Origin of the sequence: Kosakonia oryzendophytica (genome assembly GCF_027886705.1) — a bacterium.
GTDB lineage: Bacteria > Pseudomonadota > Gammaproteobacteria > Enterobacterales > Enterobacteriaceae > Kosakonia > Kosakonia oryzendophytica.
In genome coordinates, this window is the sequence record NZ_CP115659.1 from 4981165 (window position 1) to 5005136 (window position 23972).

A 23972-nucleotide genomic window follows, 5' to 3' on the forward strand; every position below is an offset into this window, starting at 1 on the left:
CTTTCGGCGCTTTTTTCTGGCAACTTATTTGCTGCCCGGGATGCTGAAGCGTTTGTTGAAACGCTCAACACGACCACCGGTATCAACTACGCGTTGTTTACCAGTAAAGAACGGGTGGCATTTGCCGCACACGTCCAGGTTCAGGTCGTGACCCACGGTAGAATGGGTTTTGATCACATTACCGCAAGAACAGGTTGCAGTAATAGCAACATAATTCGGGTGAATACCTTTTTTCATGGGAAACCTCAGTTTAAGGCCGCGTCGCTCTTCCAGCCCTAACGCCAGACACCACGCGAGTTAATGTGTAAGTGTATCTTCGGCACTGCAAAAGCGCACCAAAGGCGGCGAATCATACAGAAATTAACCACCACATGCAAACTGATCAGCTCGCCAGTCTTAACAATGTGTATACTAACCCGCCAGTTTTCAAGTCAGGAAGATGAGATGCCCGTCGCTCACGTTGCGCTGTCTGTACCTTTGCCCCGCACCTTTGACTACCTGCTGCCGGATGACATGCCCGTTAGCGCAGGTTGTCGCGTGCGTGTGCCTTTTGGTACGCAGCACCGCGTTGGCATTGTGGTGGCCATCAGCGACAAAAGCGAATTGCCGCTCACAGAGTTAAAACGTGTTGAAGAGGTACTCGACAGCGACCCGTCATTTTCTCCACCGGTATGGCGACTGCTGTTGTGGGCAGCGGATTATTATCATCATCCTATCGGCGATGTGCTGTTTAATGCCCTCCCCGTTCTGCTACGGCAAACAAAGCCAGCCAGCGCGGAGTTTCAAGGATACTGGTTCGCCACCGAGCAGGGACAAGCGACGGACATCAATCGCGTAAAGTCGGCAAAGCAACAGCAGGCGTTATCGGCGCTGCGTAAAGGAAAAATCTGGCAGCATCAACTGGCCGCGTTGGATCTTAAAAGCGTCACTTTACAGGCATTGCGCGCGAAAGGTCTGGCGGAGATGAACAGTGAAGCTCCCTCTTTTAGCGACTGGCGCAACAGCTTCTCAGTAAGCGGCGACCGGCTGCGGTTAAACACTGAGCAGGCAACAGCGGTGGGGGCCATTCATAGCGCGGCGGATCGTTTCTCCGCTTGGCTGCTGGCGGGCGTTACTGGATCCGGCAAAACAGAAGTCTATTTAAGCGTGCTGGAAAACGTACTGTCGCAAGGTAAACAGGCGCTGGTGATGGTGCCGGAAATCGGTCTGACACCGCAAACTATCGCCCGTTTTCGTGAACGTTTTAACGCGCCCGTTGAGGTTCTGCATTCCGGGCTGAACGACAGCGAAAGGTTGGTGACATGGCAGAAAGCGAAAAGCGGCGAAGCCGCCATCGTTATCGGTACCCGTTCGTCGTTGTTTACGCCGTTTAAAAACCTCGGTGTGATCGTTATCGACGAAGAGCACGACAGTTCTTATAAACAGCAAGAAGGCTGGCGCTACCACGCCCGCGATCTCGCGGTTTACCGCGCCCACAGCGAGCAAATCCCGATTATTCTTGGTTCCGCCACCCCGGCGCTGGAAACCCTGTATAACGTCCGGATGCGTAAATATCATCTGTTGCGACTCACCCGCCGCGCCGGTAATGCGCGCCCGGCAACACAGCATGTACTGGATATGAAAGGCCAGCAGTTACAGGCCGGACTGGCACCTGCGCTTATCAACCGCATACGCCAGCATCTGCAGGCGGGCAATCAGGTGATCCTGTTTCTTAATCGTCGCGGTTTTTCCCCGGCGCTGCTGTGCCATGATTGCGGCTGGATAGCAGAATGCCCCCGCTGCGATCACTATTACACCTTCCACCAGGCGCAGCAGCATTTACGCTGTCACCACTGCGATAGCCAGCGGCCTGTGCCGCGCCAGTGTCCTTCCTGCGGCTCCACGCACTTACTGCCTGTGGGGTTAGGCACAGAACAACTGGAACAAGCGCTGGCCCCCCTGTTTCCGGGTGTGCCGGTATCGCGTATCGACCGGGATACCACCAGCCGTAAAGGGGCATTAGAGCAACATCTTGCCGAAGTCCACCGTGGCGGCGCACGTATTCTTATTGGCACTCAGATGCTGGCGAAGGGTCACCACTTTCCGGATGTCACGCTGGTCGCACTGCTGGATGTGGATGGCGCATTGTTTTCGGCGGATTTCCGCGCAGCCGAACGTTTCGCCCAGCTTTATACCCAGGTATCCGGTCGCGCTGGCCGTGCCGGAAAGCAGGGTGAGGTGGTGTTGCAAACACACCATCCGGAACATCCGCTCTTGCTGACACTGCTGCATAAAGGCTATGACACCTTTGCTGAACAGGCGCTGGCAGAGCGGCAAACCCTGCAATTACCCCCGTGGACCAGTCATGTGCTGATCCGCGCCGAAGATCAAAACAACCAGCACGCGCCCCTGTTTTTACAACAGTTGAGAAATCTGCTGCAGGCCAGCCCGCTGGCGGATAATCCATTGTGGATCCTTGGACCGGTTCCCGCGCTGGCGGCTAAACGTGCCGGACGATACCGCTGGCAGATCCTGTTACAACACCCTTCCCGCGTTCGTCTACAACATATTGTTAACGGCGCACTGGCGCTCGTGAATACTCTGCCGGAAGCGCGCCGGGTGAAATGGGTGCTGGATGTCGACCCTATCGAAGGCTAATGCTGCGAGGCAGCGCGTAAAATTCAACTTTCATCACACTTTTCATGAAAATTCTGTAACCGAAGGGCTTAACTATCTGATAAAAATGTGACTACGCCTGCGCCGTGCATGCGAGGAGAACAAGGTGAAACCCAAAAATCAGGTTGCGGCTGCGACCATGAAAGACGTTGCCATGAAAGCAAAGGTATCTACGGCAACCGTATCCCGTGCGTTAATGAATCCGGATAAAGTGTCGCAAGCAACCCGCAATCGGGTTGAACAAGCGGCGATGGAAGTGGGCTATTTGCCCCAGTCAATGGGACGCAACGTTAAACGCAATGAATCCCGGACCATTTTGGTGATTGTGCCGGATATCTGCGATCCCTTTTTCAGCGAAATTATTCGCGGTATTGAAGTTGCCGCAGCTGAACACGGTTATCTGGTGTTGATTGGCGACTGCGCCCATCAGAATCAGCAGGAAAAGACCTTTATCGACCTGATTATCACCAAGCAAATCGATGGCATGCTGCTGCTGGGTTCGCGTCTGCCGTTTGATGCCAGTATTGAGGAGCAACGCAATCTGCCCCCTATGGTGATGGCGAATGAATTTGCTCCCGAACTGGAACTGCCGACGGTTCATATTGATAACCTGACCGCCGCGTTTAACGCCGTCAATTATCTGCAGGAACAAGGACATCATCTGATTGGCTGTATCGCCGGGCCGGAAGAGATGCCGCTGTGTCACTATCGGCTGCAGGGATACGTGCAAGCATTGCGTCGCTCAGGCGTAGTCGTCGACCCCCATTATATTGCACGCGGCGACTTCACCTTCGAAGCGGGTGCTCATGCGCTGGAACAATTAATGACGCTGCCGAAACCGCCAACAGCTGTCTTCTGCCATAGCGATGTCATGGCGCTCGGCGCGCTCTCGCAAGCCAAACGCCGCGGGCTGAGAGTGCCACAGGATTTATCCATCATCGGCTTTGATAACATTTCACTGGCGGAGTTCTGCGACCCGCCACTGACTACCGTTGCACAGCCGCGCTACGACATTGGCCGCGAATCGATGCTATTGCTGCTCGAGCAACTGCAAGGCCATAACGTCAACAGCGGATCGCGTCTGTTGGATTGCGAACTGATTCTGCGCGGGTCAACCCAGGCACTGAAGTAAAGCCGGGGCTTTCAGACTCCCGCTTCTGGTCAAAAGCCCGTCGCTTAAGTAACATGGCGGGCTGATAAACGAAATAAAGACAGCGAAACAACGATAGTGGCACAACGAGATTATGTACGCCGCGGCAGCCAGTCGGCTCCTTCGCGGCGCAAAAAGAGTAGCTCAAGGAACAAGCAACGCAGCAAGTCTGCGGTCTCTCCAGCCATGGTCGCCATTGCGGCCGCCGTGCTGGTTGCCTTTATCGGTGGTCTGTACTTCATTACGCACCACAAAAAAGAAGAATCCGAATCGCTGCAAAATCAAAAAGTCGCCGGTAACGGTTTACCCCCGAAACCGGAAGAACGCTGGCGCTATATCAAGGAGCTGGAAAGCCGCCAGCCTGGCGTACTGGCCCCCACGGAGCCTTCAGCCGGTGGTGAAGTGAAAAACCCGGACCAGCTCACTGATGAACAACGCCAGTTGTTAGCGCAAATGCAGGCGGATATGCGCCAGCAGCCAACGCAGCTCAACGAAGTGCCGTGGAATGAGCAAACTGCGGAGCAGCGCCAGCAAACATTGCAACGCCAGCGCCAGGCGCAGCAGCAGGTGCAGATGCAACAGCAGCAGCAATGGGCACAAACGCAGCCAGTGCAGCAGCCGCGTTCGCAGCCACGCGTAACGGAACAACCGGTTCAGCAACCTGCGCGTACAGCGCAAACCACAGCGCCAGCCACAACGGCACCGCGTCAGACGCAGCAGCAGAAACCCGCTACGACGTCACAGCCGTATCAGGATCTGTTGCAGACTCCGCCACACAACACGGCGTCACAGCCCAAAACGCAGCAAGCCGCGCCCATCACACATGAGATGGAAGCGCCGAAACAGCAGCAAACGGCAGAGAAAAAAGATGATCGTCGCTGGTTGGTACAGTGCGGCTCGTTTAAAGGCCAGGATCAAGCCGAAACCGTTCGTGCGCAACTGGCGTTTGAAGGATTTGACTCACGCATTACCGCCAACAACGGCTGGAATCGCGTTGTGATAGGCCCGGTGAAAGGCAAAGAGAATGCCGACTCCACCATTAGCCGCCTGAAAATGGCCGGCCACACAAACTGCATCCGTCTCGCCGCCGGGGGTTGAAACCCCCAAAATCTCCCCCATTTATAATTGCAATCTGCCCCGCACACTGTTGCGGGGTCTGTATTCTGCATTTGTAACCAAGGGGTCTGCTCGTGACAACAATAGTAAGCGTACGCCGTAACGGCCATGTCGTTATCGCTGGTGATGGCCAGGCCACACTGGGCAACACGGTAATGAAAGGCAACGTGAAAAAAGTCCGTCGCCTGTATCACGACAAAGTGATCGCTGGCTTTGCCGGTGGCACCGCCGATGCCTTCACGCTGTTTGAACTGTTCGAACGTAAACTGGAAATGCACCAGGGACATCTGGTGAAAGCGGCTGTCGAACTGGCAAAGGACTGGCGTACCGATCGCATGCTGCGCAAGCTTGAGGCGTTACTGGCCGTGGCTGATGAAACGGCATCGCTTATCATCACTGGCAACGGCGACGTGGTGCAGCCAGAAAATGATCTGATCGCCATTGGTTCCGGTGGGCCTTATGCCCAGGCTGCGGCGCGTGCACTGTTGGAAAATACCGAACTGAGCGCGCGTGAAATTGCTGAGAAGGCGTTGGATATTGCAGGCGACATCTGCATCTATACCAACCACTTCCATACCATCGAAGAATTATCCTCTGAAGCGTAAGGATCTCCCATGTCTGAAATGACCCCACGCGAAATCGTCAGCGAACTGAACAAACACATTATTGGCCAGGACGCTGCCAAGCGGTCAGTGGCGATTGCTCTGCGTAACCGCTGGCGTCGTATGCAGCTCGATGAAGAACTGCGCCATGAAGTGACACCGAAAAACATTCTGATGATCGGCCCGACCGGTGTCGGTAAAACCGAAATCGCCCGTCGTCTGGCAAAACTCGCCAATGCGCCGTTTATCAAAGTCGAAGCGACCAAGTTCACCGAAGTGGGCTATGTCGGCAAAGAAGTGGATTCTATCATCCGCGATCTGACCGATGCTGCCGTTAAAATGGTGCGTATTCAGTCGATCGAGAAAAACCGTTACCGCGCAGAAGAAATGGCGGAGGAACGCATTCTCGACGTGCTGATCCCACCGGCGAAAAATAACTGGGGCCAGCCAGAGCAGCCCGCAGAACCTTCTGCGGCGCGCCAGTCTTTCCGCAAAAAACTGCGTGAAGGCCAGCTCGACGACAAAGAAATTGAGATCGACCTCGCCGCAGCACCGATGGGTGTCGAAATCATGGCACCTCCGGGCATGGAAGAGATGACCAACCAGCTTCAGTCGATGTTCCAGAATCTGGGCGGCCAGAAGCAGAAGCCGCGCAAGCTGAAAATCAAAGATGCGATGAAGCTGCTGATTGAAGAGGAAGCCGCGAAGCTGGTCAACCCGGAAGAGTTGAAACAAGAGGCTATCGACGCCGTTGAACAACACGGGATTGTGTTTATCGACGAAATCGACAAAATCTGTAAGCGCGGTAATACCTCCGGTCCGGATGTCTCCCGCGAAGGCGTACAGCGCGACCTGCTGCCGCTGGTGGAAGGCTGCACCGTATCGACGAAACATGGCATGGTCAAAACCGACCATATTCTGTTTATCGCTTCCGGCGCATTCCAGATTGCCAGCCCGTCAGACCTGATCCCGGAACTGCAAGGCCGTTTGCCGATCCGCGTTGAACTGCAGGCGCTGACCGCAGAAGATTTCGAGCGCATTCTCACCGAGCCGAACGCATCGGTTACCGTTCAGTACAAAGCGCTGATGGCGACCGAAGGCGTAAATATCGACTTCACTGACGACGGTATCAAACGCATCGCACAGGCAGCCTGGCAGGTGAACGAAACCACGGAAAACATCGGCGCTCGCCGTTTGCATACCGTGCTGGAACGCCTGATGGAAGATATCTCCTATGATGCCAGCGATCTGGGTGGCCAGACGATCATCATTGATGCCGACTATGTGAGTAAACACCTTGATGCTTTAGTGGCAGATGAAGATCTGAGCCGTTTTATCTTATAATCATCGCCACAACGTTTTCATCACATTCGATGGGGGCTTATGCCCCCATTTTTGTCGGCCTAATTTATGAACGAAACGCAAACTCTGAGCCGTACTCAAGCCTGGTTGGAAAGCCTGCGACCGAAAACACTACCGTTGGCGTTTGCCGCCATTGTTGTGGGTACGGTACTGGCCTGGTGGCAGGGCTTTTTTGATCCGCTGGTCGCTGTGCTCGCGCTGCTCACTGCCGGACTGCTGCAAATTCTCTCGAATCTCGCCAACGATTATGGTGACGCGGTCAAAGGCAGCGATAAGCCAGACCGTCTCGGGCCATTGCGTGGCATGCAGAAAGGGGCGATTTCCCTCGCGCAAATGAAGCGCGCGCTGATCATTATCATCATACTGAGCTGCATCTCCGGGTTGTTGCTGGTCACCGCCGCCACTCAGACAATGGCCGACTTTATTGGTTTTCTGGTGCTGGGTGGGCTCTCAATTATCGCCGCCATCACCTACACCATTGGCAAACGCCCTTACGGCTACATTGGCCTTGGCGATGTGTCAGTGTTGATTTTCTTTGGCTGGCTCAGCGTCATGGGTAGCTGGTATCTGCAAACGCATATGCTGGTTCCCGCCGTGATCCTGCCTGCAACTGCCTGCGGCCTGCTGGCCACAGCGGTATTGAATATCAACAACCTGCGCGATATCGATAGCGACCGCGAAAACGGTAAAAATACGCTGGTGGTGCGTTTAGGGCCGATCAATGCTCGCCGTTATCACGCGGGTTTACTGGTTGGCGCGCTGATATGCCTGGCATTGTTTAATCTGCTGTCGCTGCACAGCGCCTGGGGGTGGCTGTTTATTCTTTCCGCCCCGCTGCTGATAAAACAGGCGCGTTTTGTGCTGCGTGAACTCGACCCGCGCGCGATGCCGCCCATGCTGGAACGCACGGTAAAAGGTGCACTGTTAACTAACCTGTTGTTTGTAGTTGGAATTATCCTCAGTCAAACGCATTTTTAACTGATTAATGTCAATTAAAAATTGATGATTTTGCCAACAGTGCGCGATGCGCGATATACTGACAACTCTTGTCGCAACTAAACGTTAAGCCTATGAAATACGATACTTCTGAGCTTTGTGATATCTACCAGGAAGAGATCAACGTCGTGGAACCGCTGTTCTCCAATTTTGGTGGACGGTCGTCTTTTGGCGGACAAATCATCACGGTGAAATGTTTCGAGGATAACGGGTTGCTTTACGATCTGCTCGAACAGAATGGCCGTGGTCGCATCCTGCTGGTTGACGGCGGCGGCTCCGTACGTCGCGCGTTAATTGACGCCGATCTCGCCCGCACAGCGGTGCAAAACGAGTGGGAAGGCATTGTGGTCTATGGCGCGGTGCGCCAGGTGGACGACCTAGAAGAACTGGATATCGGCATTCAGGCGATTGCTGCAATCCCGGTTGGCGCCGCAGGCGAAGGCATTGGCGAAAGCGATGTCCGCGTCAATTTCGGCGGGGTAACCTTCTTCTCCGGTGACCATCTCTACGCCGACAACACGGGCATTATCCTGTCGGAAGACCCGCTGGATATCGAGTAGTAAAAGAGAGGGCGCCTTCAGGCGCCCTTCTTATTTCTTATGTCTGGCAGCCAATCAGGAGCGTAATCAGACTTCTTCCATACGGCCCAGCAGCGCCTGCAGACGTTCCTGCCAGCCGTGCTGTTGCTCTCTCAGTTGATTGTTTTCGCGCTCCAGCTCTTCACGATTCTGCTGCGCGGACTGAATTTCCTGCGTCAGGCTGTTGTTCTTGTCTTTCAACTCTTCGATTTCCATCTGCAACAGCGTGATGGTATCAATCGCCTGCTGCACCTTTGCTTCCAGTTTCTCAAACACTTCTAATGACATTGTCATACCTCTCCTGAGTTGCAAGGCGTTGATGGATATACACTTCATCTTTCAAGTTGCAGGGGGTTAGCTCTCCTGCCGCTCGAATTATTCGTGTCTTACAAAATCCTCGTCCCGAATACCGGTGACGCCTTATGAATATGAGCATATTTGCTTGTTACCGATTGTATGAAGCCCACCAGCCCCTGTCCAGCGCAGAGCCCCGCTGTTTGCGCTTTGCAACACTTTTCAGCCTGCTCCTGGTGCAAGAAAGGGATCTACCTCTAAATTGTTAATACCCAGGTTACAAAAATGATTCAGCTCACACTTCTTCATGGTGCAAAAACGCGCATCATCGCGCGAAAACGCTCATTTTATTGACGCAGTACACACATTTTGATTTCGATATTTCTCGTTTTTGCTCGTTAACGATAAATTAACACTGTGTCTACACGACACCATGGTGGTCTTCGGCCTCCGTGCTAACAATAACCACTAAACTTTTTGCAGGATCCGATTATGAGTCAAACATCAACCTTAAAAGGCCAGTGCATCGCCGAGTTTCTCGGCACCGGGTTGTTGATTTTCTTCGGTGTAGGCTGTGTCGCAGCGCTAAAAGTGGCGGGAGCTACCTTTGGCCAGTGGGAAATCAGTATCATTTGGGGTCTGGGCGTGGCAATGGCCATTTACCTGACCGCAGGGGTTTCCGGCGCGCATCTAAACCCGGCAGTTACCATTGCATTGTGGCTCTTCGCGAGTTTTGACGGACGTAAAGTTGTTCCGTTTATTATTTCTCAGTTTGCCGGCGCGTTTTGCGCGGCTGCACTTGTTTACGGGCTTTACTACAATCTTTTCCTCGACTTTGAACAAACGCACAATATGGTGCGCGGCAGTGTTGAAAGTCTTGATCTGGCTGGTATTTTCTCTACTTACCCCAACCCGCACATCAATTTTGTGCAGGCTTTCGCCGTTGAGATGGTGATTACCGCAGTCCTGATGGGCGTGATTATGGCGTTAGGTGATGATGGCAACGGCATTCCGCGTGGCCCGCTGGCACCCTTGCTGATCGGTTTGTTGATTGCCGTTATCGGCGCATCAATGGGCCCGCTGACCGGCTTCGCCATGAACCCGGCACGTGACATCGGACCGAAGGCATTCGCCTGGCTGGCAGGCTGGGGCAATGTCGCCTTTACCGGCGGCAAAGATATTCCCTACTTCCTCGTCCCGCTGTTCGGGCCGATCGTAGGCGCGGCGCTCGGCGCATTTGGCTACCGCAAGCTGATTGGTCGCCATCTGCCGTCAAATACCAGCGTGGCGGCGGAAGAAAAAGGCACCGCCTCCACGACTCAACAAAAAGCTTCGCTGTAATGTGACTACGGGAACATAACCATGACTGACAAAAAATATATCGTTGCGCTCGACCAGGGCACTACCAGCTCCCGCGCCGTTGTGATGGATCATGACGCCAACATCATCAGCGTTTCACAGCGCGAATTCGAACAAATTTACCCGAAACCAGGCTGGGTTGAGCACGACCCGATGGAAATCTGGGCATCCCAGAGCTCTACGCTGGTGGAAGTATTAGCCAAAGCCGATATCAATTCCGATGAAATTGCCGCCATCGGCATTACAAACCAGCGCGAAACCACCATTGTCTGGGAACGCGAAACGGGTAAACCGATTTACAACGCCATCGTTTGGCAATGCCGCCGCACCGCGGATATTTGCGAAAAAATGAAACGCGACGGCATGGAAGAATACGTGCGTAACGCCACCGGTCTGGTGGTTGACCCGTATTTCTCCGGTACCAAAGTGAAATGGATCCTCGACCACGTGGAAGGCTCACGTGAACGCGCAAAACGCGGTGAACTGCTGTTCGGCACCGTGGATACCTGGCTTATCTGGAAAATGACGCAGGGCCGCGTTCACGTCACGGATTACACCAACGCCTCGCGAACCATGTTGTTCAACATCCACACCCTGGACTGGGACGACAAAATGCTCGAAGCGCTGGATATCCCGCGCGCCATGCTGCCGGAAGTGCGTAAATCGTCGGAAGTGTATGGCCAGACCAATATCGGTGGTAAAGGCGGCACTCGTATTCCTATCGCCGGTATTGCCGGTGACCAGCAGGCGGCGCTGTTCGGCCAACTGTGCGTGAAAGAAGGGATGGCGAAAAACACCTACGGTACCGGCTGCTTTATGCTGATGAACACTGGCGAGAAAGCAGTGAAATCGGAACACGGTCTGCTGACCACCATCGGTTGCGGCCCGAAAGGCGAAGTTAACTACGCGCTGGAAGGTGCTGTGTTTATGGCGGGAGCGTCCATTCAGTGGCTGCGTGACGAGATGAAGCTGATTAGCGATGCCTTCGACTCAGAGTATTTCGCCACCAAAGTGAAAGACACCAATGGCGTATACGTCGTACCGGCCTTTACCGGCCTGGGTGCGCCGTACTGGGACCCGTATGCGCGCGGCGCGATCTTCGGTCTGACCCGCGGCGTCAACGCAAACCACATCATTCGTGCAACACTGGAATCTATTGCTTATCAGACTCGCGATGTACTGGAAGCGATGCAGGCTGACTCTGGCATTCGTTTGCACGCGCTGCGTGTGGATGGCGGCGCGGTTGCCAATAACTTCCTGATGCAGTTCCAGTCGGATATCCTCGGCACCCGCGTGGAACGCCCGGAAGTGCGTGAAGTCACGGCCCTTGGCGCGGCATACCTCGCCGGTCTGGCGGTCGGTTTCTGGCAGAATCTGGATGAACTGCAGGAAAAAGCGGTGATCGAGCGCGAATTCCGCCCGGGCATCGAAACCACCGAGCGTAATTTCCGTTACAACGGCTGGAAAAAAGCCGTTAAACGTGCGCTGGCGTGGGAAGATCACGACGAATAACCCGCCCGAACAGATGCCCTCTCTCCGGTGGGGAGAGGGCTATGCCCAATCAACCCTCCCTCGCTCGCTGTGATAAACTTCGCTCAATTTCTTTCACTGTAGAGTTTGTTATGAGACGAGAACTTGCCATCGAATTCTCCCGGGTTACCGAAGCCGCCGCGCTGGCGGGCTATAAGTGGCTGGGACGCGGCGATAAAAACACAGCGGACGGCGCAGCGGTGCACGCTATGCGCATTATGCTCAATCAGGTCAATATCGACGGAACCATTGTGATTGGCGAAGGGGAGATCGACGAAGCCCCAATGCTGTTTATCGGTGAGAAAGTGGGAACCGGTAAGGGTGATGCGGTGGATATCGCCGTCGACCCCATTGAAGGCACACGCATGACCGCTATGGGTCAGGCAAATGCGCTGGCGGTACTGGCAGTGGGCGATAAAGGCTGCTTCCTGAACGCGCCGGATATGTACATGGAAAAGCTGATCGTCGGCCCGGGTGCAAAAGGCGCTATCGACCTGAATCTGCCACTGGCGGATAACCTGCGTAATGTTGCTGCTGCGCTGAATAAACCGCTGAGCGAACTGACGGTCACCATTCTGGCAAAACCTCGCCACGATGCCACTATCACAGAGATGCAAACGCTGGGCGTTCGTGTTTTTGCTATCCCGGATGGCGACGTCGCAGCGTCGATCCTCACCTGTATGCCGGATAGTGAAGTGGATGTGCTGTATGGCATTGGCGGTGCACCGGAAGGGGTGGTGTCTGCTGCGGTGATCCGTGCACTTGATGGCGATATGCAGGGGCGTTTGCTGGCGCGCCATCAGGTTAAAGGCGACAGCGAAGAGAATCGCCGCATCGGTGAAATCGAGTTAAAACGCTGTCGTGGCATGGGTATTGAAGCCGGTCACGTCCTGCGTCTGGATGATATGGCTCGCAGCGACAACGTGATTTTTTCCGCCACCGGGATCACTAAAGGCGATCTGCTGGATGGCATTAGCCGTAAAGGGAATATCGCCACCACGGAAACGCTGCTGATCCGCGGCAAGTCACGCACGATTCGCCGTATTCAATCGATTCATTATCTGGATCGCAAAGACCCTGAAGTACAACGACATATACTGTAAGGGTATTTGTTCAATTGAGCTTTCCGGCCCGGATGGGCTGGAAATCTTCGCCTGTTGACACGAAGATAAGGCAACGCAACAGAACAGGAGATAACCATGGCGGACTGGGTAACAGGAAAAGTCACAAAGGTGCAGTTCTGGACCGACGCATTATTTAGTCTCACCGTTCATGCCCCCGTTCTTCCCTTCACCGCCGGGCAATTCGCTAAACTTGGACTGGAAATTGACGGCGAGCGCGTACAGCGCGCCTACTCGTATGTGAATGCGCCAGGCAACCCCGACCTTGAGTTCTACCTTGTTATTGTTCCTGAAGGCAAACTCAGCCCGCGTCTTGCAGCTTTACAGCCGGGGGATGAAGTGCTGGTGGTGAGCGAAGCCGCGGGGTTCTTTGTGCTGGAAGAAGTGCCGGACTGCGATACGCTGTGGATGCTGGCTACCGGCACAGCGATTGGGCCATATCTGTCGATTCTGCAAGAAGGCAAAGACCTCGAACGCTTTAAAAATCTGGTGCTGGTGCATGCAGTACGCTATGCGGCGGATTTAAGCTATTTGCCGTTAATGCTTGAGCTGCAAAAACGCTACGAAGGAAAATTACGCATTCAGACCGTGGTCAGCCGGGAGACCATTTCAGGTTCCCTGACCGGGCGGGTGCCGGCACTCATTGAAAACGGCGCGCTGGAAGACGCGGTCGGGCTGCCAATGAACGCCGGGAACAGTCACGTGATGCTGTGCGGCAACCCCCAGATGGTGCGCGATACCACGCAACTGCTGAAAGAGACCCGGCAGATGACGAAGCATCTTCGCCGCCGACCGGGACATATCACCGCGGAACATTACTGGTGATCAGCGGTACTTCACATCCAGCGTCTGCTTACCGTATTTGTTTTCCCCTTGGGTGCCGATAAACGCACCCAGGTCAATCAACATCATCACGATAATCACCACCGGGATCAGGCTGCCCACCGCCCATTCCAGCGTATCGTTGAGGACTGCCCAGTTTCCGGAAAGCAGCATCCACGCCAGCACCATTAATAATCCCCACGCACCGTGGCGTCCTCTATCGTGCAGGCGTTTCACCATGACGCAGGTCGTCGGCCAGATCAGGCACACCAGCATAAAGGCCGCCATCTGGAAATCGAGCATTCCACCGTTCGCCAGCGCAAATAAAACGGTCATGCTGAGAAGCCAGAGGACAATCCAGACCCAAAAATCACGGCGTCCTATACGCCCTTTAAATGAAAACAACCACTGCTGTATACCCATGTATGGTTCCTTATTATCGTAATGCTGCGTAGTTTACCCTGGAGGCAGGAGTTTTTGACAAGCCAGTCGGTTATCGTTTTAATCGTGAGCAAACTGTACAGAGGGCGATGTTCATGAAAGCATGGCGTTATCAGGTTTGGCTGCTATTCTCAACGCTGATCTTTTGTTCGCCCGTCATGGCGGAAGACGCGCCAACCGCGGCGACTGCGCCCTATTTACTGCCGGGCGCACCGACCTTTGATCAATCGATCAGCCAGTTCCGTGAGCGGTTTAATACCGACAATCCCACGCTGGCGCTGAGCGAGTTCCGCGCTGTTGACGGCAGTGATCAGAACCTGACGCGAGCAGCAACAAAGATTAACGAGAGCCTTTACGCGTCTACGGCGCTGGAACGTGGCACGTTGAAAATCAAATCCATGCAGATAACCTGGCTACCGGTACAAGGCCCGGAACAGAAGGCAGCGAAAGCCAAAGCGCAGGAGTATATGGCGGCGTTTATTCGCGCATTCACGCCCACGCTAACGGCGGCGCAAAGTATGCAAAAGCTGCAAAAGTTGCTGACTAACGGCAAAAGCAAGCCTTACTACGCTGAAACGGAAGGCCCGATTCGCTATGTGGTGGCAGATAACGGCGAAAAGGGGCTGACCTTCGCTGTTGAACCGATTAAGCTGGCGCTATCTGAGGCCCTCGAAGACAACAATAAATGACAAAAAGCAAAGCCTTTCAGGGGATGAATCTCTATACTGTTTCACAGACCATGCTGCCCTGAGGGGCGGCCATATTCCTTAATTCGCCAAGCGCGTGGAGAGTAAAAATGCGACATCCTTTAGTGATGGGTAACTGGAAACTGAACGGCAGCCGCCACATGGTAAACGAACTGGTTGCTAACCTGCGTACCGAGCTGGCCGGCGTTACGGGCTGCGCCGTTGCAATTGCGCCGCCGGAAATGTACCTGGATCTGGCTAAACATGCTGCTGATGGTAGCCACATCGTACTGGGTGCGCAGAACGTTGACGTTAACCTGTCTGGCGCATTCACGGGTGAAACCTCTGCCGAAATGCTGAAAGATATTGGTGCGAAGTACATCATCATCGGTCACTCTGAGCGTCGTACTTACCACGCTGAATCTGATGAATTCATCGCCAAAAAATTCGCTGTGCTGAAAGCAGCTGGCCTGACCCCGGTTCTGTGCATCGGTGAAACTGAAGCAGAAAACGAAGCCGGTAAAACGGAAGAAGTGTGCGCACGCCAGATCGACGCAGTTCTGAAAACGCAGGGCGCAGCGGCGTTCGAAGGCGCAGTCATTGCTTACGAACCGGTTTGGGCTATCGGCACCGGCAAATCCGCGACCCCGGCACAGGCACAAGCTGTTCACAAATTTATCCGTGACCACATTGCCAAAGCAGACGCGAAAGTGGCTGAGCAAGTGATCATTCAGTACGGCGGTTCCGTAAACGCAGGCAACGCAGCAGAGCTGTTCACCCAGCCGGACATCGACGGCGCACTGGTTGGCGGCGCGTCTCTGAAAGCTGACGCATTTGCCGTGATCGTGAAAGCCGCAGAAGCAGCAAAACAGGCGTAATCCTGTTTACCCTCTCCCAGGCGGGAGAGGGTATTGTTTTACAGTTTCCCCAGCACGCTAAACCACGCGTAATCCAGTGGTAACAATACCAGATACGTCACCAGCGCCAGCGCAAAACACAGCAGCATCCCCGCGCGCACAGGCACTTTGCCCAATGCCATCGCCACCACAATCGGCGACGCCTGATACGGCAACAGCGGCGTGGAATACCCCAAGACCTGGATCATAATCACCGACAGCAACGGGAAACCGGTGGCCTCGGAAAAACTCTGCGCCAGTGTGGTAAATAACGCCGGCACGCCATTAGCCGTCATAATAAAATTGAGTGCTGTCGTAATGCCGGTTAGCGCGAGGAAGTTGGTAAACGGGTTTGCGGGATCAAGCGGCATCACATGCAGTAATGCGTCCCCTACCGCGCTACCGATCCCGGTTTGCGTCACCGTGATTGCCAGGCCGAGAATCCCCGCAACATAGATACAGGTGCGGATATTCACCCCGCTGGAAAACTCGTCGCCGTTAATAAAGCCAACGCGAGGCAATAAGGTCACACACGCGGCTGCAAGCCCTGTCCACGCCGGGCCAATACCGTGCCAGCTCTCCGTAACCCACATCGTCAATACCACCGCCAGCAGCCAGGCCAGCCGCTTCTCCTCCCGGCTCATCGGTGCAGACGCGGTATGCTCACGCGGTGCCTGCGGCTGGCCAGGAAAGAGCCAGCAAATCAGGCCAATCAGGATCATCCCTTTCAGAATACCGAGCACCGGCGTGTGCAACAGCAGATAGGGTAAATAATTCAGGTGAATGCCGTAGGAGCCTTCCGCTGCACCGCTCATCACCAGGTTCGGCACGTTAGCAGGCAGGATGGTGGCGGAAAGCTGGAACGTGCCGAACCCGACAGCCAGCGCCAATCCGTACCAGGCGCGTGTGCCCTCGAGGATGCCCGCCCGCGTCGCCATGGCCGCGACAATCGGCATCAGCAGCGCAATACGCCCCATATTTGACGGCATGACAAACGCCAGCGCATAGCTCAGCAGGACAACGCTGGCGACCATGTGCAGCCATGATGTGGTCAGTTTCGACGAGAGCGCCCTTGCCGCGCGATCCGCCAGACCGGTTTTCCTGATAGCGACACCTAACACAAACCCGCTGAACACCAGCCAGAATGCCGACGAGGCGAAACCACCGAAAATCACGTCCGGCGGGGCGATTTTCGCCACCATTGCCGCCGTAAAGAACAACAGCGCGGTAATGAACTCAGGTAACAGCGAGGTGGCCCACAACACAATGGTGATGCCGACAATCGCAGAGGGAAGGAACAGAGGGTGAGTTAGCCAGAACGACATGCCTGTCTCCTGTAGATTTTTTCAGCAAGTCTACGGCGACAGGCAGGAGGAGTAAACGCGAATTATGGTGGGGTTATTTCAGGATATCGCATTGATGATCCTGTATTTCCTCAGCTGAAGCACGGTTAAGCGCCAGCCAGTTTCGTTCCGTTGCCAGCAGCACAAAGGAGCCATCGGTCTGTTGTGCTATCGCCAGCGCAAAGCGTCCCATATGCGCTTTGGCTTCCGGCACCTCTTCCGCCAGCATCAAAAACGGGCTGCGTTGTACCAGTTCCGCTTCCGTTACGCGCCGCGCCAGATAGGTGTGACCAAGCAGGCCGCCAGGGAATTCAAGCCACTGGCTGCTGATACGGGTCGCATTGTCATTAAGCTGCGCACGCACATCCGGGCGCAGACAGGAGATATGAATATGGAAATGGTTCTGCGTGCGTCCGGTACGCGAGTTAATGGTCAGAGAAATGGCGTTGTCCGGCACCTGGCTACCGCGCATCTTGCTCATCACGTCACGGGACTGCCAGGCCTGCCAGAAGAAGTTCGGCGTGTTGGGATCCAGCAATAACGGGCTTTCCGTGCCGTTAATGCGGTAAGTCGGCATCAGCAGAAACTGCAACGGTCCGTTGCGGTCCTTCATCAGCACATAGCCGCTTTTCAGATTCACCTGCGCACAAGGCTCAGGAGAGTTGTGTTCACGGGCATTCGGCAGGCACTGTTCGGTGACTATCTGGCGTAACACATTCGGGTTGCCGTGGTGTGTGAACCAGTACCATGCTCCCGCTCCTGCCAGTAATATCACCAGCAGCAGAGCAATCGCGATGCGACGAACTGTTTTCATATTTCCGCTTCCTTTGCTGAAAGAACCGGAATGATAGCGCAAAACGGGGGGGAAGTCGGGAATCCTGGATTTTACGCAGATCCAAAACAGAACCGCCCTCTTACGAGGGCGGCTCATCGGCATGATTAACGTTTACTGATTTGATCGAAGGTGCCGCCGTTAGAGAAGTGCTCTTTCTGCGCTTTGGTCCAGCCACCAAACTCATCATCAATGGTGAAGAGCTTCAGTTTCGGGAAGGCATTGGCGTACTTCGCAGCCACTTGCGGATCGCGCGGACGATAGAAGTTCTTCGCGGCGATCTCCTGGCCTTCCGGCGAGTAGAGATACTTCAGGTAGGCTTCCGCGACTTTTTCGGTGCCTTTTTTCTCGGTCACTTTATCTACGACGGAGACGGTCGGTTCAGCAAGGATCGATTCGCTTGGCGTGACAATTTCAAACTTGTCTTTACCCAGCTCATTAGTTGCCAGCAGCGCTTCGTTTTCCCAGGCAATCAGCACATCGCCGATCCCGCGTTCAACAAAAGTGTTGGTTGCGCCGCGTGCGCCAGAGTCCAGTACTTCCACGTTTTTAAATAGCGCTTTGACGAACTCCTGGGCTTTAGCCTGATCGCCGCCATTTTGATGCAAAGCGTAACCCCAGGCAGCCAGATAGTTCCAGCGCGCGCCGCCAGAGCTTTTTGGGTTCGGCGTGATAACGGAAACGCCTGGTTTAATCAGATCATTCCAGTCATGAATCTGTTTCGGGTTGCCTTTACGCACCAGAAAAACGATGGTTGAGGTATACGGAGCTGAGTTATCCGGCAGACGCTTGATCCAGTTTTTATCAATGCGGCCACGTTCCGCAATAGCGTCTACGTCATAGGCCAGCGCCAGCGTAACTACATCAGCTTCGATACCGTTGATGACTGACGTTGCCTGCTTGCCCGAGCCGCCATGAGACTGGCGAATCACCACATTGTCGCCCGTCTCTTGTTTCCAGTGCGCGCTAAACGCTTTGTTGTACTGCTCGTACAGCTCGCGCGTTGGATCGTAAGACACGTTTAATAACTGGATATCCTTCGCCAGAACGCTGGCTGAAGCCAGCAGTAAAGTTATTCCCACGCCCCATTTATTCATCGCCCACTCTCTTCAGGTTATGCATTTTTGATGACGCCAGAGTGCCAGAAAGAGATTCAATGAATAAAGAATAAAAAAAGATTGGCTATAACTTTGCGGAATATTGGCGGGTAAAAAAACGCCCCCGGTCATCGAGGGCGTTTTCACGATTAGTAGAGTTTTTTCGCGCAATCCAGCCAGTCGCCTTTGAACGGGCGTTTCATGTTTTCGATGGCATCGATAATGTCGTGGTGAACCATTTTCTCGTTCTGGATACCTACGCAACGACCGCCGTAGCCCTGCAGCAGCAGTTCGATGGCGTAAGAGCCCATGCGGGAAGCCAGAATACGGTCATAAGGTACCGGAGAACCGCCGCGCTGGATGTGACCAAGCACGGTGGCACGCGTTTCACGCTCCGTTTCGCTTTCGATGTACTTCGCCAGTTCGTCGATGTCGCAGATGTGTTCAGTGATAGCCACGATCGCGTGTTTCTTACCTTTCGCGATACCGGCTTTAATTTCTGCCACCAGGTCTTCACGGTTGAATTCCACTTCCGGCAGAACGATAAACTCACAACCACCAGCAATGGCTGCGGCCAGCGTCAGGTCGCCGCAATAACGGCCCATCACTTCAACGATGGAGATACGCTGGTGAGAAGAAGAGGTATCGCGCAGACGGTCAATCGCTTCAACGACGGTTTGCAGCGCAGTGAAATAACCGATGGTGTAGTCCGTGCCCGCAACGTCGTTATCGATGGTGCCCGGCAACCCGATGCACGGGAAGCCCATTTCGGTCAGGCGCTTCGCACCCATGTAGGAACCGTCACCGCCGATAACCACCAGCGCGTCGATACCGCGTTTTTTCATGTTCTCAATAGCCACGGCGCGGATATGCTCTTCACGGAACTCCGGAAAGCGAGCGGAGCCCAGGAATGTACCACCGCGGTTGATCATGTCCGACACGCTGTAACGGTCGAGCTGGATCATGCGGTCTTCGTACAGGCCGAGGTAACCATCATAGATACCTGCAACTTCCAGACCTTCTGTCAATGCTGCACGGACGACACCGCGGATAGCGGCATTCATGCCTGGCGCATCACCGCCACTTGTCAACACACCGATTTTTTTAATCATGACTACCTCTGAACTAAGGAATGCAAAATAAAATTCTGTGGCCCGAAGCGACTCCCCAACGGGAGCGAACAACTATGATGCAAATAGTATATCAATCCTTGCTTGCTGAATTGATTCAGGTCAGCCCAAATGGTGGTAATTTATACACAAAAAGCTGCCCTGGCTCACTTTTTTACATCGAAATACGAAAGCGTTAAATTGCTTATCGTCCTTGAGGTACTACCGAGCAGGGATCCTGATGAATAATCACATCCGATCCCGGAAAACGTTGCAGAATCGCCTGCTCCACCTGTTCGGCAATGAGATGCGCCTGAACCAGCGGCAGGTTATCTTCCATTTCTAAATGAATTTGAATAAAGCGGGTCGGCCCTGACTGCCGCGTGCGAAGATCGTGAGCGCCGCTGACGCCTGGCCATGCGGTAACGATCCCGAAAATTTCCTGGCGTTCTTCATCCGGTAACGCGCGATCCAGCAATGCCTGGACCGCTTCATACGCCATATGTAACGCGCTATACAAAATATAGCCACCAATGCCCAACGCAAATAATGCGTCTGCCCGGTGCCAGCCATACCACGACAGACCCAGCGCGATGAGAATTGCGCTGTTCATCATAACATCAGACTGATAATGAAGCATATCCGCTCGCACGGCCTGACTCTGGGTTTTATGCACAACCCAGCGCTGAAAAGTGACCAGTATCACAGTACTGATCAGGGCAATCACCGTGACTGCGACACCAATGCCGGGGTCGTTAAGCGGATTGGGGCTTGCCAGGTGCTGAATGCCGGTTAATAACAGGAATAACGCCGAACCGGAAATAAACATACTTTGCGCCAGCGCCGCCAGTGATTCCGCTTTCCCGTGACCGAAAGTGTGCTCTTCATCCGCTGGCTGTAACGAGTACCGCACCACCAGTAAATTGGTCAACGACGCGGCGATATCCACCATCGAATCCACCAGCGCCGCCAGGATACTGACTGAACCGGTGAGCCACCAGGCAAAGAGTTTAATGATAAGAAGTGACGATGCCGTGACTGTCGCCGCTATTGCCGCACGGGTTATCAGCCGCCCATAGGATTGATTCATAAACGCTCCTGTTTGTCCTGCGGGAATTATAACGGAAGGCAAACAGCAGTAATGGCTAAATTAAGCGGTGGAATAGCAGGCAAAAAAAACCCCTCCATCATGGAGGGGAAGACAGGGATGGTGTCTATGGCAAGGAAAACAGGGTTTGTTACTGGTAATGCCGGGTACTGCTACTACTCAATACTGTCGACGGGGAACTTTGCTGCAACTGCGCGACATCACGCAGTTGTTCCATCCGTTGCTGATGCTTCTGGTTTAAAACCGCTTGCTGCTCCGGCGTGAGCAGGTGGTACATCTGGTTGCGGACCTTTGCCATTTCAACCTGACGGGCGACCTGCTCCTGCGCCATTTTTTCCGCCTGAGCGCGCACAGCGTTTTCATCAAAATTTTCTGCGGTGACAAGGCGGTGCATTGTCTCCATTTCGCTAACATTAACTGGAGGTTGATCGTGCCGCGCCTGTCTCATCAGATCCCGCATCTGTTGGCGCTGATGTTCGGTCAAATTAATACCGTCAAACATGTGGCTCTGAACACTGCGCTGCGCAAGCCCCTCAATGGGATGCCAGTTATCGCCTGTTACGACTTCAGCGGCGTGGCTAACTGCACTTAACGCCAGCGTTGAGGCCATGACGGCAGCGGTAACTTTGCGCATCATCTGCTCCAGTAATATTTCCGTATCGCGTATCAACGAGAATCAGTCTACGATTCAGGCTGCAAACATGCGTCAGGGGGTGTAAAACAACGTAAAGTCATGGATTAGCGACTCTTGATGACGTAATTTCTGCCTCGGAGGTATTTAAACAATGAATAAAATTCTTTTAGTAGATGATGACCGAGAGCTTACATCCCTGTTAAAAGAGCTACTCGACATGGAAGGTTTTAATGTGCTCGTTGCTCACGATGGGGAACAGGCGCTTGACCTCCTCGATGACAGTATTGATTTGCTTTTGCTCGACGTAATGATGCCGAAGAAAAACGGTATCGATACCCTTAAAGAGCTACGTCAGACACACCAGACGCCGGTTATTATGTTGACTGCACGCGGCAGTGAGCTTGATCGCGTTCTCGGCCTTGAGCTGGGCGCGGATGACTATCTGCCCAAACCGTTTAACGATCGCGAATTGGTCGCGCGTATCCGGGCGATTTTGCGCCGCTCCCACTGGAGTGAGCAGCAACAAAACAGCGACAACGGTTCGCCTACGCTTGAAGTGGATGCACTGAGCCTGAACCCTGGTCGCCAGGAAGCCAGCTTTGACGGTCAAGCGCTGGAGCTAACAGGAACGGAATTCACGTTGCTCTACCTGCTGGCGCAGCATCTTGGTCAGGTGGTTTCCCGTGAACATCTTAGTCAGGAAGTGCTCGGCAAACGCTTAACGCCATTTGATCGTGCCATCGACATGCACATTTCCAATCTGCGCCGTAAATTGCCGGATCGCAAAGATGGGCATCCGTGGTTTAAAACCCTGCGCGGGCGCGGTTATCTGATGGTTTCCGCTTCATGATAGGTAGCCTGACCGCCCGCATCTTCGCCATTTTCTGGCTAACGCTGGCGCTGGTGTTGATGCTGGTTTTGATGGTGCCAAAGCTGGACTCCCGTCAAATGACGGAACTGCTGGACAGCGAACAACGTCAGGGCGTGATGATTGAACAGCATGTCGAAGCGGAACTGGCTAATGACCCGCCGAACGACCTGATGTGGTGGCGTAGGCTTTTCCGCGCTATCGACAAATGGGCGCCACCGGGTCAACGCCTGTTGCTGGTCACCAGCGAAGGGCGCGTTATCGGCGCCGAACGCAACGAAATGCAGATAATCCGTAACTTTATCGGCCAGGCGGACAACTCTGACCATCCGCAGAAGAAAAAGTATGGCCGGGTCGAAATGGTCGGGCCCTTCTCCGTGCGTGACGGGGAAGACAACTACCAGCTCTACCTGATACGCCCCGCCGGCAGTTCACAGTCTGACTTTATTAACCTGCTGTTTGACCGTCCGTTGTTATTGCTGATTGTCACGATGCTGATCAGTTCGCCGCTGCTGCTATGGCTGGCGTGGAGCCTGGCGAAACCCGCGCGTAAGCTAAAAAACGCGGCGGATGAAGTCGCACAGGGCAACTTGCGGCAGCACCCTGAACTGGAAGCCGGGCCGCAGGAATTTCTTGCCGCCGGGGCCAGTTTTAACCAGATGGTGACAGCGCTGGAACGGATGATGACAGCGCAACAGCGTCTGTTGTCTGATATTTCGCATGAGTTGCGCACCCCCCTCACGCGCTTACAGTTGGGGACCGCGCTTTTGCGCCGTCGCAGTGGTGAAAGCAAAGAACTGGAGCGGATCGAAACCGAAGCACAACGGCTGGACGGCATGATCAACGACCTGCTGGTGATGTCGCGGAATCAGCAAAAAAACGCGCTGGTGAGTGAAACGGTCAAAGCCAACCAGATGTGGAAAGAGGTGCTGGATAACGCCGCTTTCGAAGCAGAACAGATGGGTAAATCCCTGACGGTCAGCTTCCCGCCGGGTCCCTGGCCGCTGTATGGCAACCCGAACGCGCTGGAAAGTGCGCTGGAAAATATCGTGCGTAATGCGCTGCGCTACTCGCACAGCAAAATTGAAGTGAGTTTTGCCGTCGATAAAGACGGCATCACCATAAACGTTGATGACGACGGCCCTGGTGTCAGCCCGGAAGATCGGGAGCAAATTTTCCGCCCGTTCTACCGTACTGACGAAGCCCGGGACCGGGAATCCGGTGGAACCGGTCTGGGGCTGGCGATCGTTGAAACGGCTATCCAGCAGCATCGCGGCTGGGTAAAAGCCGACGATAGCCCGCTGGGCGGTTTACGCTTAACGCTTTGGCTACCGTTATACAAACGCTCATAACCCTCCGCCCTCTCCTTCACG

Annotated in this window: 24 protein-coding genes; 15 read left to right on the forward strand and 9 right to left on the reverse strand. The window is 54.3% G+C overall.

The window, feature by feature from the left end; genetic code table 11:
* Window positions 1–24: 24 nt before the first annotated feature.
* A complete protein-coding gene (gene rpmE / locus O9K67_RS23955) occupies window positions 25–237 on the reverse strand; it encodes a 50S ribosomal protein L31 (RefSeq protein ID WP_007369223.1) in 213 nt (70 codons plus the stop codon).
* A gap of 207 nt (window positions 238–444) precedes the next feature.
* Between rpmE and priA the strand changes: the two genes are divergently transcribed.
* From priA to rraA, 7 genes are all read left to right on the forward strand, one after another.
* Complete coding sequence (gene priA / locus O9K67_RS23960) at window positions 445–2637, forward strand: primosomal protein N' (RefSeq protein ID WP_061499312.1); 2193 nt, start codon at window positions 445–447, stop codon at window positions 2635–2637.
* Window positions 2638–2761: 124 nt separating this feature from the next.
* Entirely contained in the window at window positions 2762–3787 is a 1026-nt protein-coding gene (gene cytR, locus O9K67_RS23965; protein WP_061499316.1) for a DNA-binding transcriptional regulator CytR, read from the forward strand.
* A gap of 96 nt (window positions 3788–3883) precedes the next feature.
* Window positions 3884–4903, forward strand: a complete 1020-nt coding sequence (gene ftsN / locus O9K67_RS23970; RefSeq protein ID WP_071890650.1) for a cell division protein FtsN — start codon at window positions 3884–3886, stop codon at window positions 4901–4903.
* A gap of 92 nt (window positions 4904–4995) precedes the next feature.
* A complete protein-coding gene (gene hslV, locus O9K67_RS23975; protein WP_061499322.1) occupies window positions 4996–5526 on the forward strand; it encodes an ATP-dependent protease subunit HslV in 531 nt (176 codons plus the stop codon).
* A 9-nt stretch (window positions 5527–5535) separates the two neighbouring features.
* On the forward strand, window positions 5536–6867 hold the full coding sequence (gene hslU, locus O9K67_RS23980) for an HslU--HslV peptidase ATPase subunit (RefSeq protein WP_061499325.1): 1332 nt from the start codon (window positions 5536–5538) through the stop codon (window positions 6865–6867).
* Window positions 6868–6933: 66 nt separating this feature from the next.
* The gene (menA, locus tag O9K67_RS23985) at window positions 6934–7863 is read left to right on the forward strand and encodes a 1,4-dihydroxy-2-naphthoate polyprenyltransferase (RefSeq protein WP_061499327.1); all 930 of its coding nucleotides are present in this window, start codon (window positions 6934–6936) and stop codon (window positions 7861–7863) included.
* A 92-nt stretch (window positions 7864–7955) separates the two neighbouring features.
* Window positions 7956–8441 (forward strand): ribonuclease E activity regulator RraA, encoded by a 486-nt coding sequence (gene rraA, locus O9K67_RS23990; RefSeq protein ID WP_061499332.1) that lies wholly within the window; start codon window positions 7956–7958, stop codon window positions 8439–8441.
* Window positions 8442–8507: 66 nt separating this feature from the next.
* Here the strand turns inward: rraA and zapB are convergent, their stop codons facing one another.
* Window positions 8508–8753, reverse strand: coding sequence for a septal ring assembly protein ZapB (gene zapB / locus O9K67_RS23995; protein ID WP_090269457.1), 246 nt, complete (start codon window positions 8751–8753; stop codon window positions 8508–8510).
* Between the two features lie 492 nt (window positions 8754–9245).
* Between zapB and O9K67_RS24000 the strand changes: the two genes are divergently transcribed.
* The 4 genes from O9K67_RS24000 to fpr all read left to right on the forward strand — a co-directional run bounded on the left by O9K67_RS24000 (window position 9246) and on the right by fpr (window position 13588).
* Complete coding sequence (locus tag O9K67_RS24000; RefSeq protein ID WP_061499338.1) at window positions 9246–10094, forward strand: MIP/aquaporin family protein; 849 nt, start codon at window positions 9246–9248, stop codon at window positions 10092–10094.
* Window positions 10095–10115: 21 nt separating this feature from the next.
* The gene (gene glpK / locus O9K67_RS24005) at window positions 10116–11624 is read left to right on the forward strand and encodes a glycerol kinase GlpK (RefSeq protein WP_061499341.1); all 1509 of its coding nucleotides are present in this window, start codon (window positions 10116–10118) and stop codon (window positions 11622–11624) included.
* 110 nt (window positions 11625–11734) lie between these two features.
* A complete protein-coding gene (gene glpX, locus O9K67_RS24010) occupies window positions 11735–12745 on the forward strand; it encodes a class II fructose-bisphosphatase (protein ID WP_061499344.1) in 1011 nt (336 codons plus the stop codon).
* A 96-nt stretch (window positions 12746–12841) separates the two neighbouring features.
* Complete coding sequence (gene fpr / locus O9K67_RS24015; RefSeq protein ID WP_061499349.1) at window positions 12842–13588, forward strand: ferredoxin--NADP(+) reductase; 747 nt, start codon at window positions 12842–12844, stop codon at window positions 13586–13588.
* On the opposite strand, the gene O9K67_RS24020 is transcribed toward fpr, so the two are convergent.
* Complete coding sequence (locus tag O9K67_RS24020; RefSeq protein ID WP_061499352.1) at window positions 13589–14008, reverse strand: DUF805 domain-containing protein; 420 nt, start codon at window positions 14006–14008, stop codon at window positions 13589–13591. It abuts the gene before it with no gap.
* Window positions 14009–14121: 113 nt separating this feature from the next.
* Between O9K67_RS24020 and O9K67_RS24025 the strand changes: the two genes are divergently transcribed.
* Complete coding sequence (locus O9K67_RS24025; protein WP_061499355.1) at window positions 14122–14715, forward strand: DUF1454 family protein; 594 nt, start codon at window positions 14122–14124, stop codon at window positions 14713–14715.
* Window positions 14716–14822: 107 nt separating this feature from the next.
* A complete protein-coding gene (gene tpiA / locus O9K67_RS24030) occupies window positions 14823–15590 on the forward strand; it encodes a triose-phosphate isomerase (protein ID WP_061499359.1) in 768 nt (255 codons plus the stop codon).
* 38 nt (window positions 15591–15628) lie between these two features.
* Here the strand turns inward: tpiA and O9K67_RS24035 are convergent, their stop codons facing one another.
* From O9K67_RS24035 to cpxP, 6 genes are all read right to left on the reverse strand, one after another.
* Window positions 15629–16933, reverse strand: coding sequence for an SLC13 family permease (locus O9K67_RS24035; RefSeq protein ID WP_061499363.1), 1305 nt, complete (start codon window positions 16931–16933; stop codon window positions 15629–15631).
* A gap of 73 nt (window positions 16934–17006) precedes the next feature.
* A complete protein-coding gene (locus O9K67_RS24040; protein WP_061499366.1) occupies window positions 17007–17765 on the reverse strand; it encodes a CDP-diacylglycerol diphosphatase in 759 nt (252 codons plus the stop codon).
* 125 nt (window positions 17766–17890) lie between these two features.
* Window positions 17891–18880 carry a sulfate ABC transporter substrate-binding protein gene (locus tag O9K67_RS24045; RefSeq protein WP_061499373.1) on the reverse strand — a complete coding sequence of 330 codons (990 nt, stop codon included), beginning with the start codon at window positions 18878–18880 and terminating at the stop codon, window positions 17891–17893.
* 149 nt (window positions 18881–19029) lie between these two features.
* On the reverse strand, window positions 19030–19992 hold the full coding sequence (pfkA, locus tag O9K67_RS24050) for a 6-phosphofructokinase (protein WP_061499376.1): 963 nt from the start codon (window positions 19990–19992) through the stop codon (window positions 19030–19032).
* A gap of 202 nt (window positions 19993–20194) precedes the next feature.
* On the reverse strand, window positions 20195–21079 hold the full coding sequence (gene fieF, locus O9K67_RS24055) for a CDF family cation-efflux transporter FieF (protein WP_061499379.1): 885 nt from the start codon (window positions 21077–21079) through the stop codon (window positions 20195–20197).
* A 148-nt stretch (window positions 21080–21227) separates the two neighbouring features.
* A complete protein-coding gene (gene cpxP / locus O9K67_RS24060) occupies window positions 21228–21731 on the reverse strand; it encodes a cell-envelope stress modulator CpxP (RefSeq protein ID WP_061499382.1) in 504 nt (167 codons plus the stop codon).
* 151 nt (window positions 21732–21882) lie between these two features.
* Here cpxP and cpxR point away from each other — a divergent pair, with 151 nt between their 5' ends.
* Together cpxR and cpxA are read left to right on the forward strand one after the other, a co-directional pair.
* Window positions 21883–22581 carry an envelope stress response regulator transcription factor CpxR gene (cpxR, locus tag O9K67_RS24065; RefSeq protein ID WP_061499386.1) on the forward strand — a complete coding sequence of 233 codons (699 nt, stop codon included), beginning with the start codon at window positions 21883–21885 and terminating at the stop codon, window positions 22579–22581.
* Window positions 22578–23951, forward strand: a complete 1374-nt coding sequence (gene cpxA / locus O9K67_RS24070) for an envelope stress sensor histidine kinase CpxA (RefSeq protein ID WP_061499388.1) — start codon at window positions 22578–22580, stop codon at window positions 23949–23951. Before cpxR ends, cpxA begins: the two co-directional genes overlap by 4 nt.
* The last annotated feature ends 21 nt before the right edge of the window (window positions 23952–23972 follow it).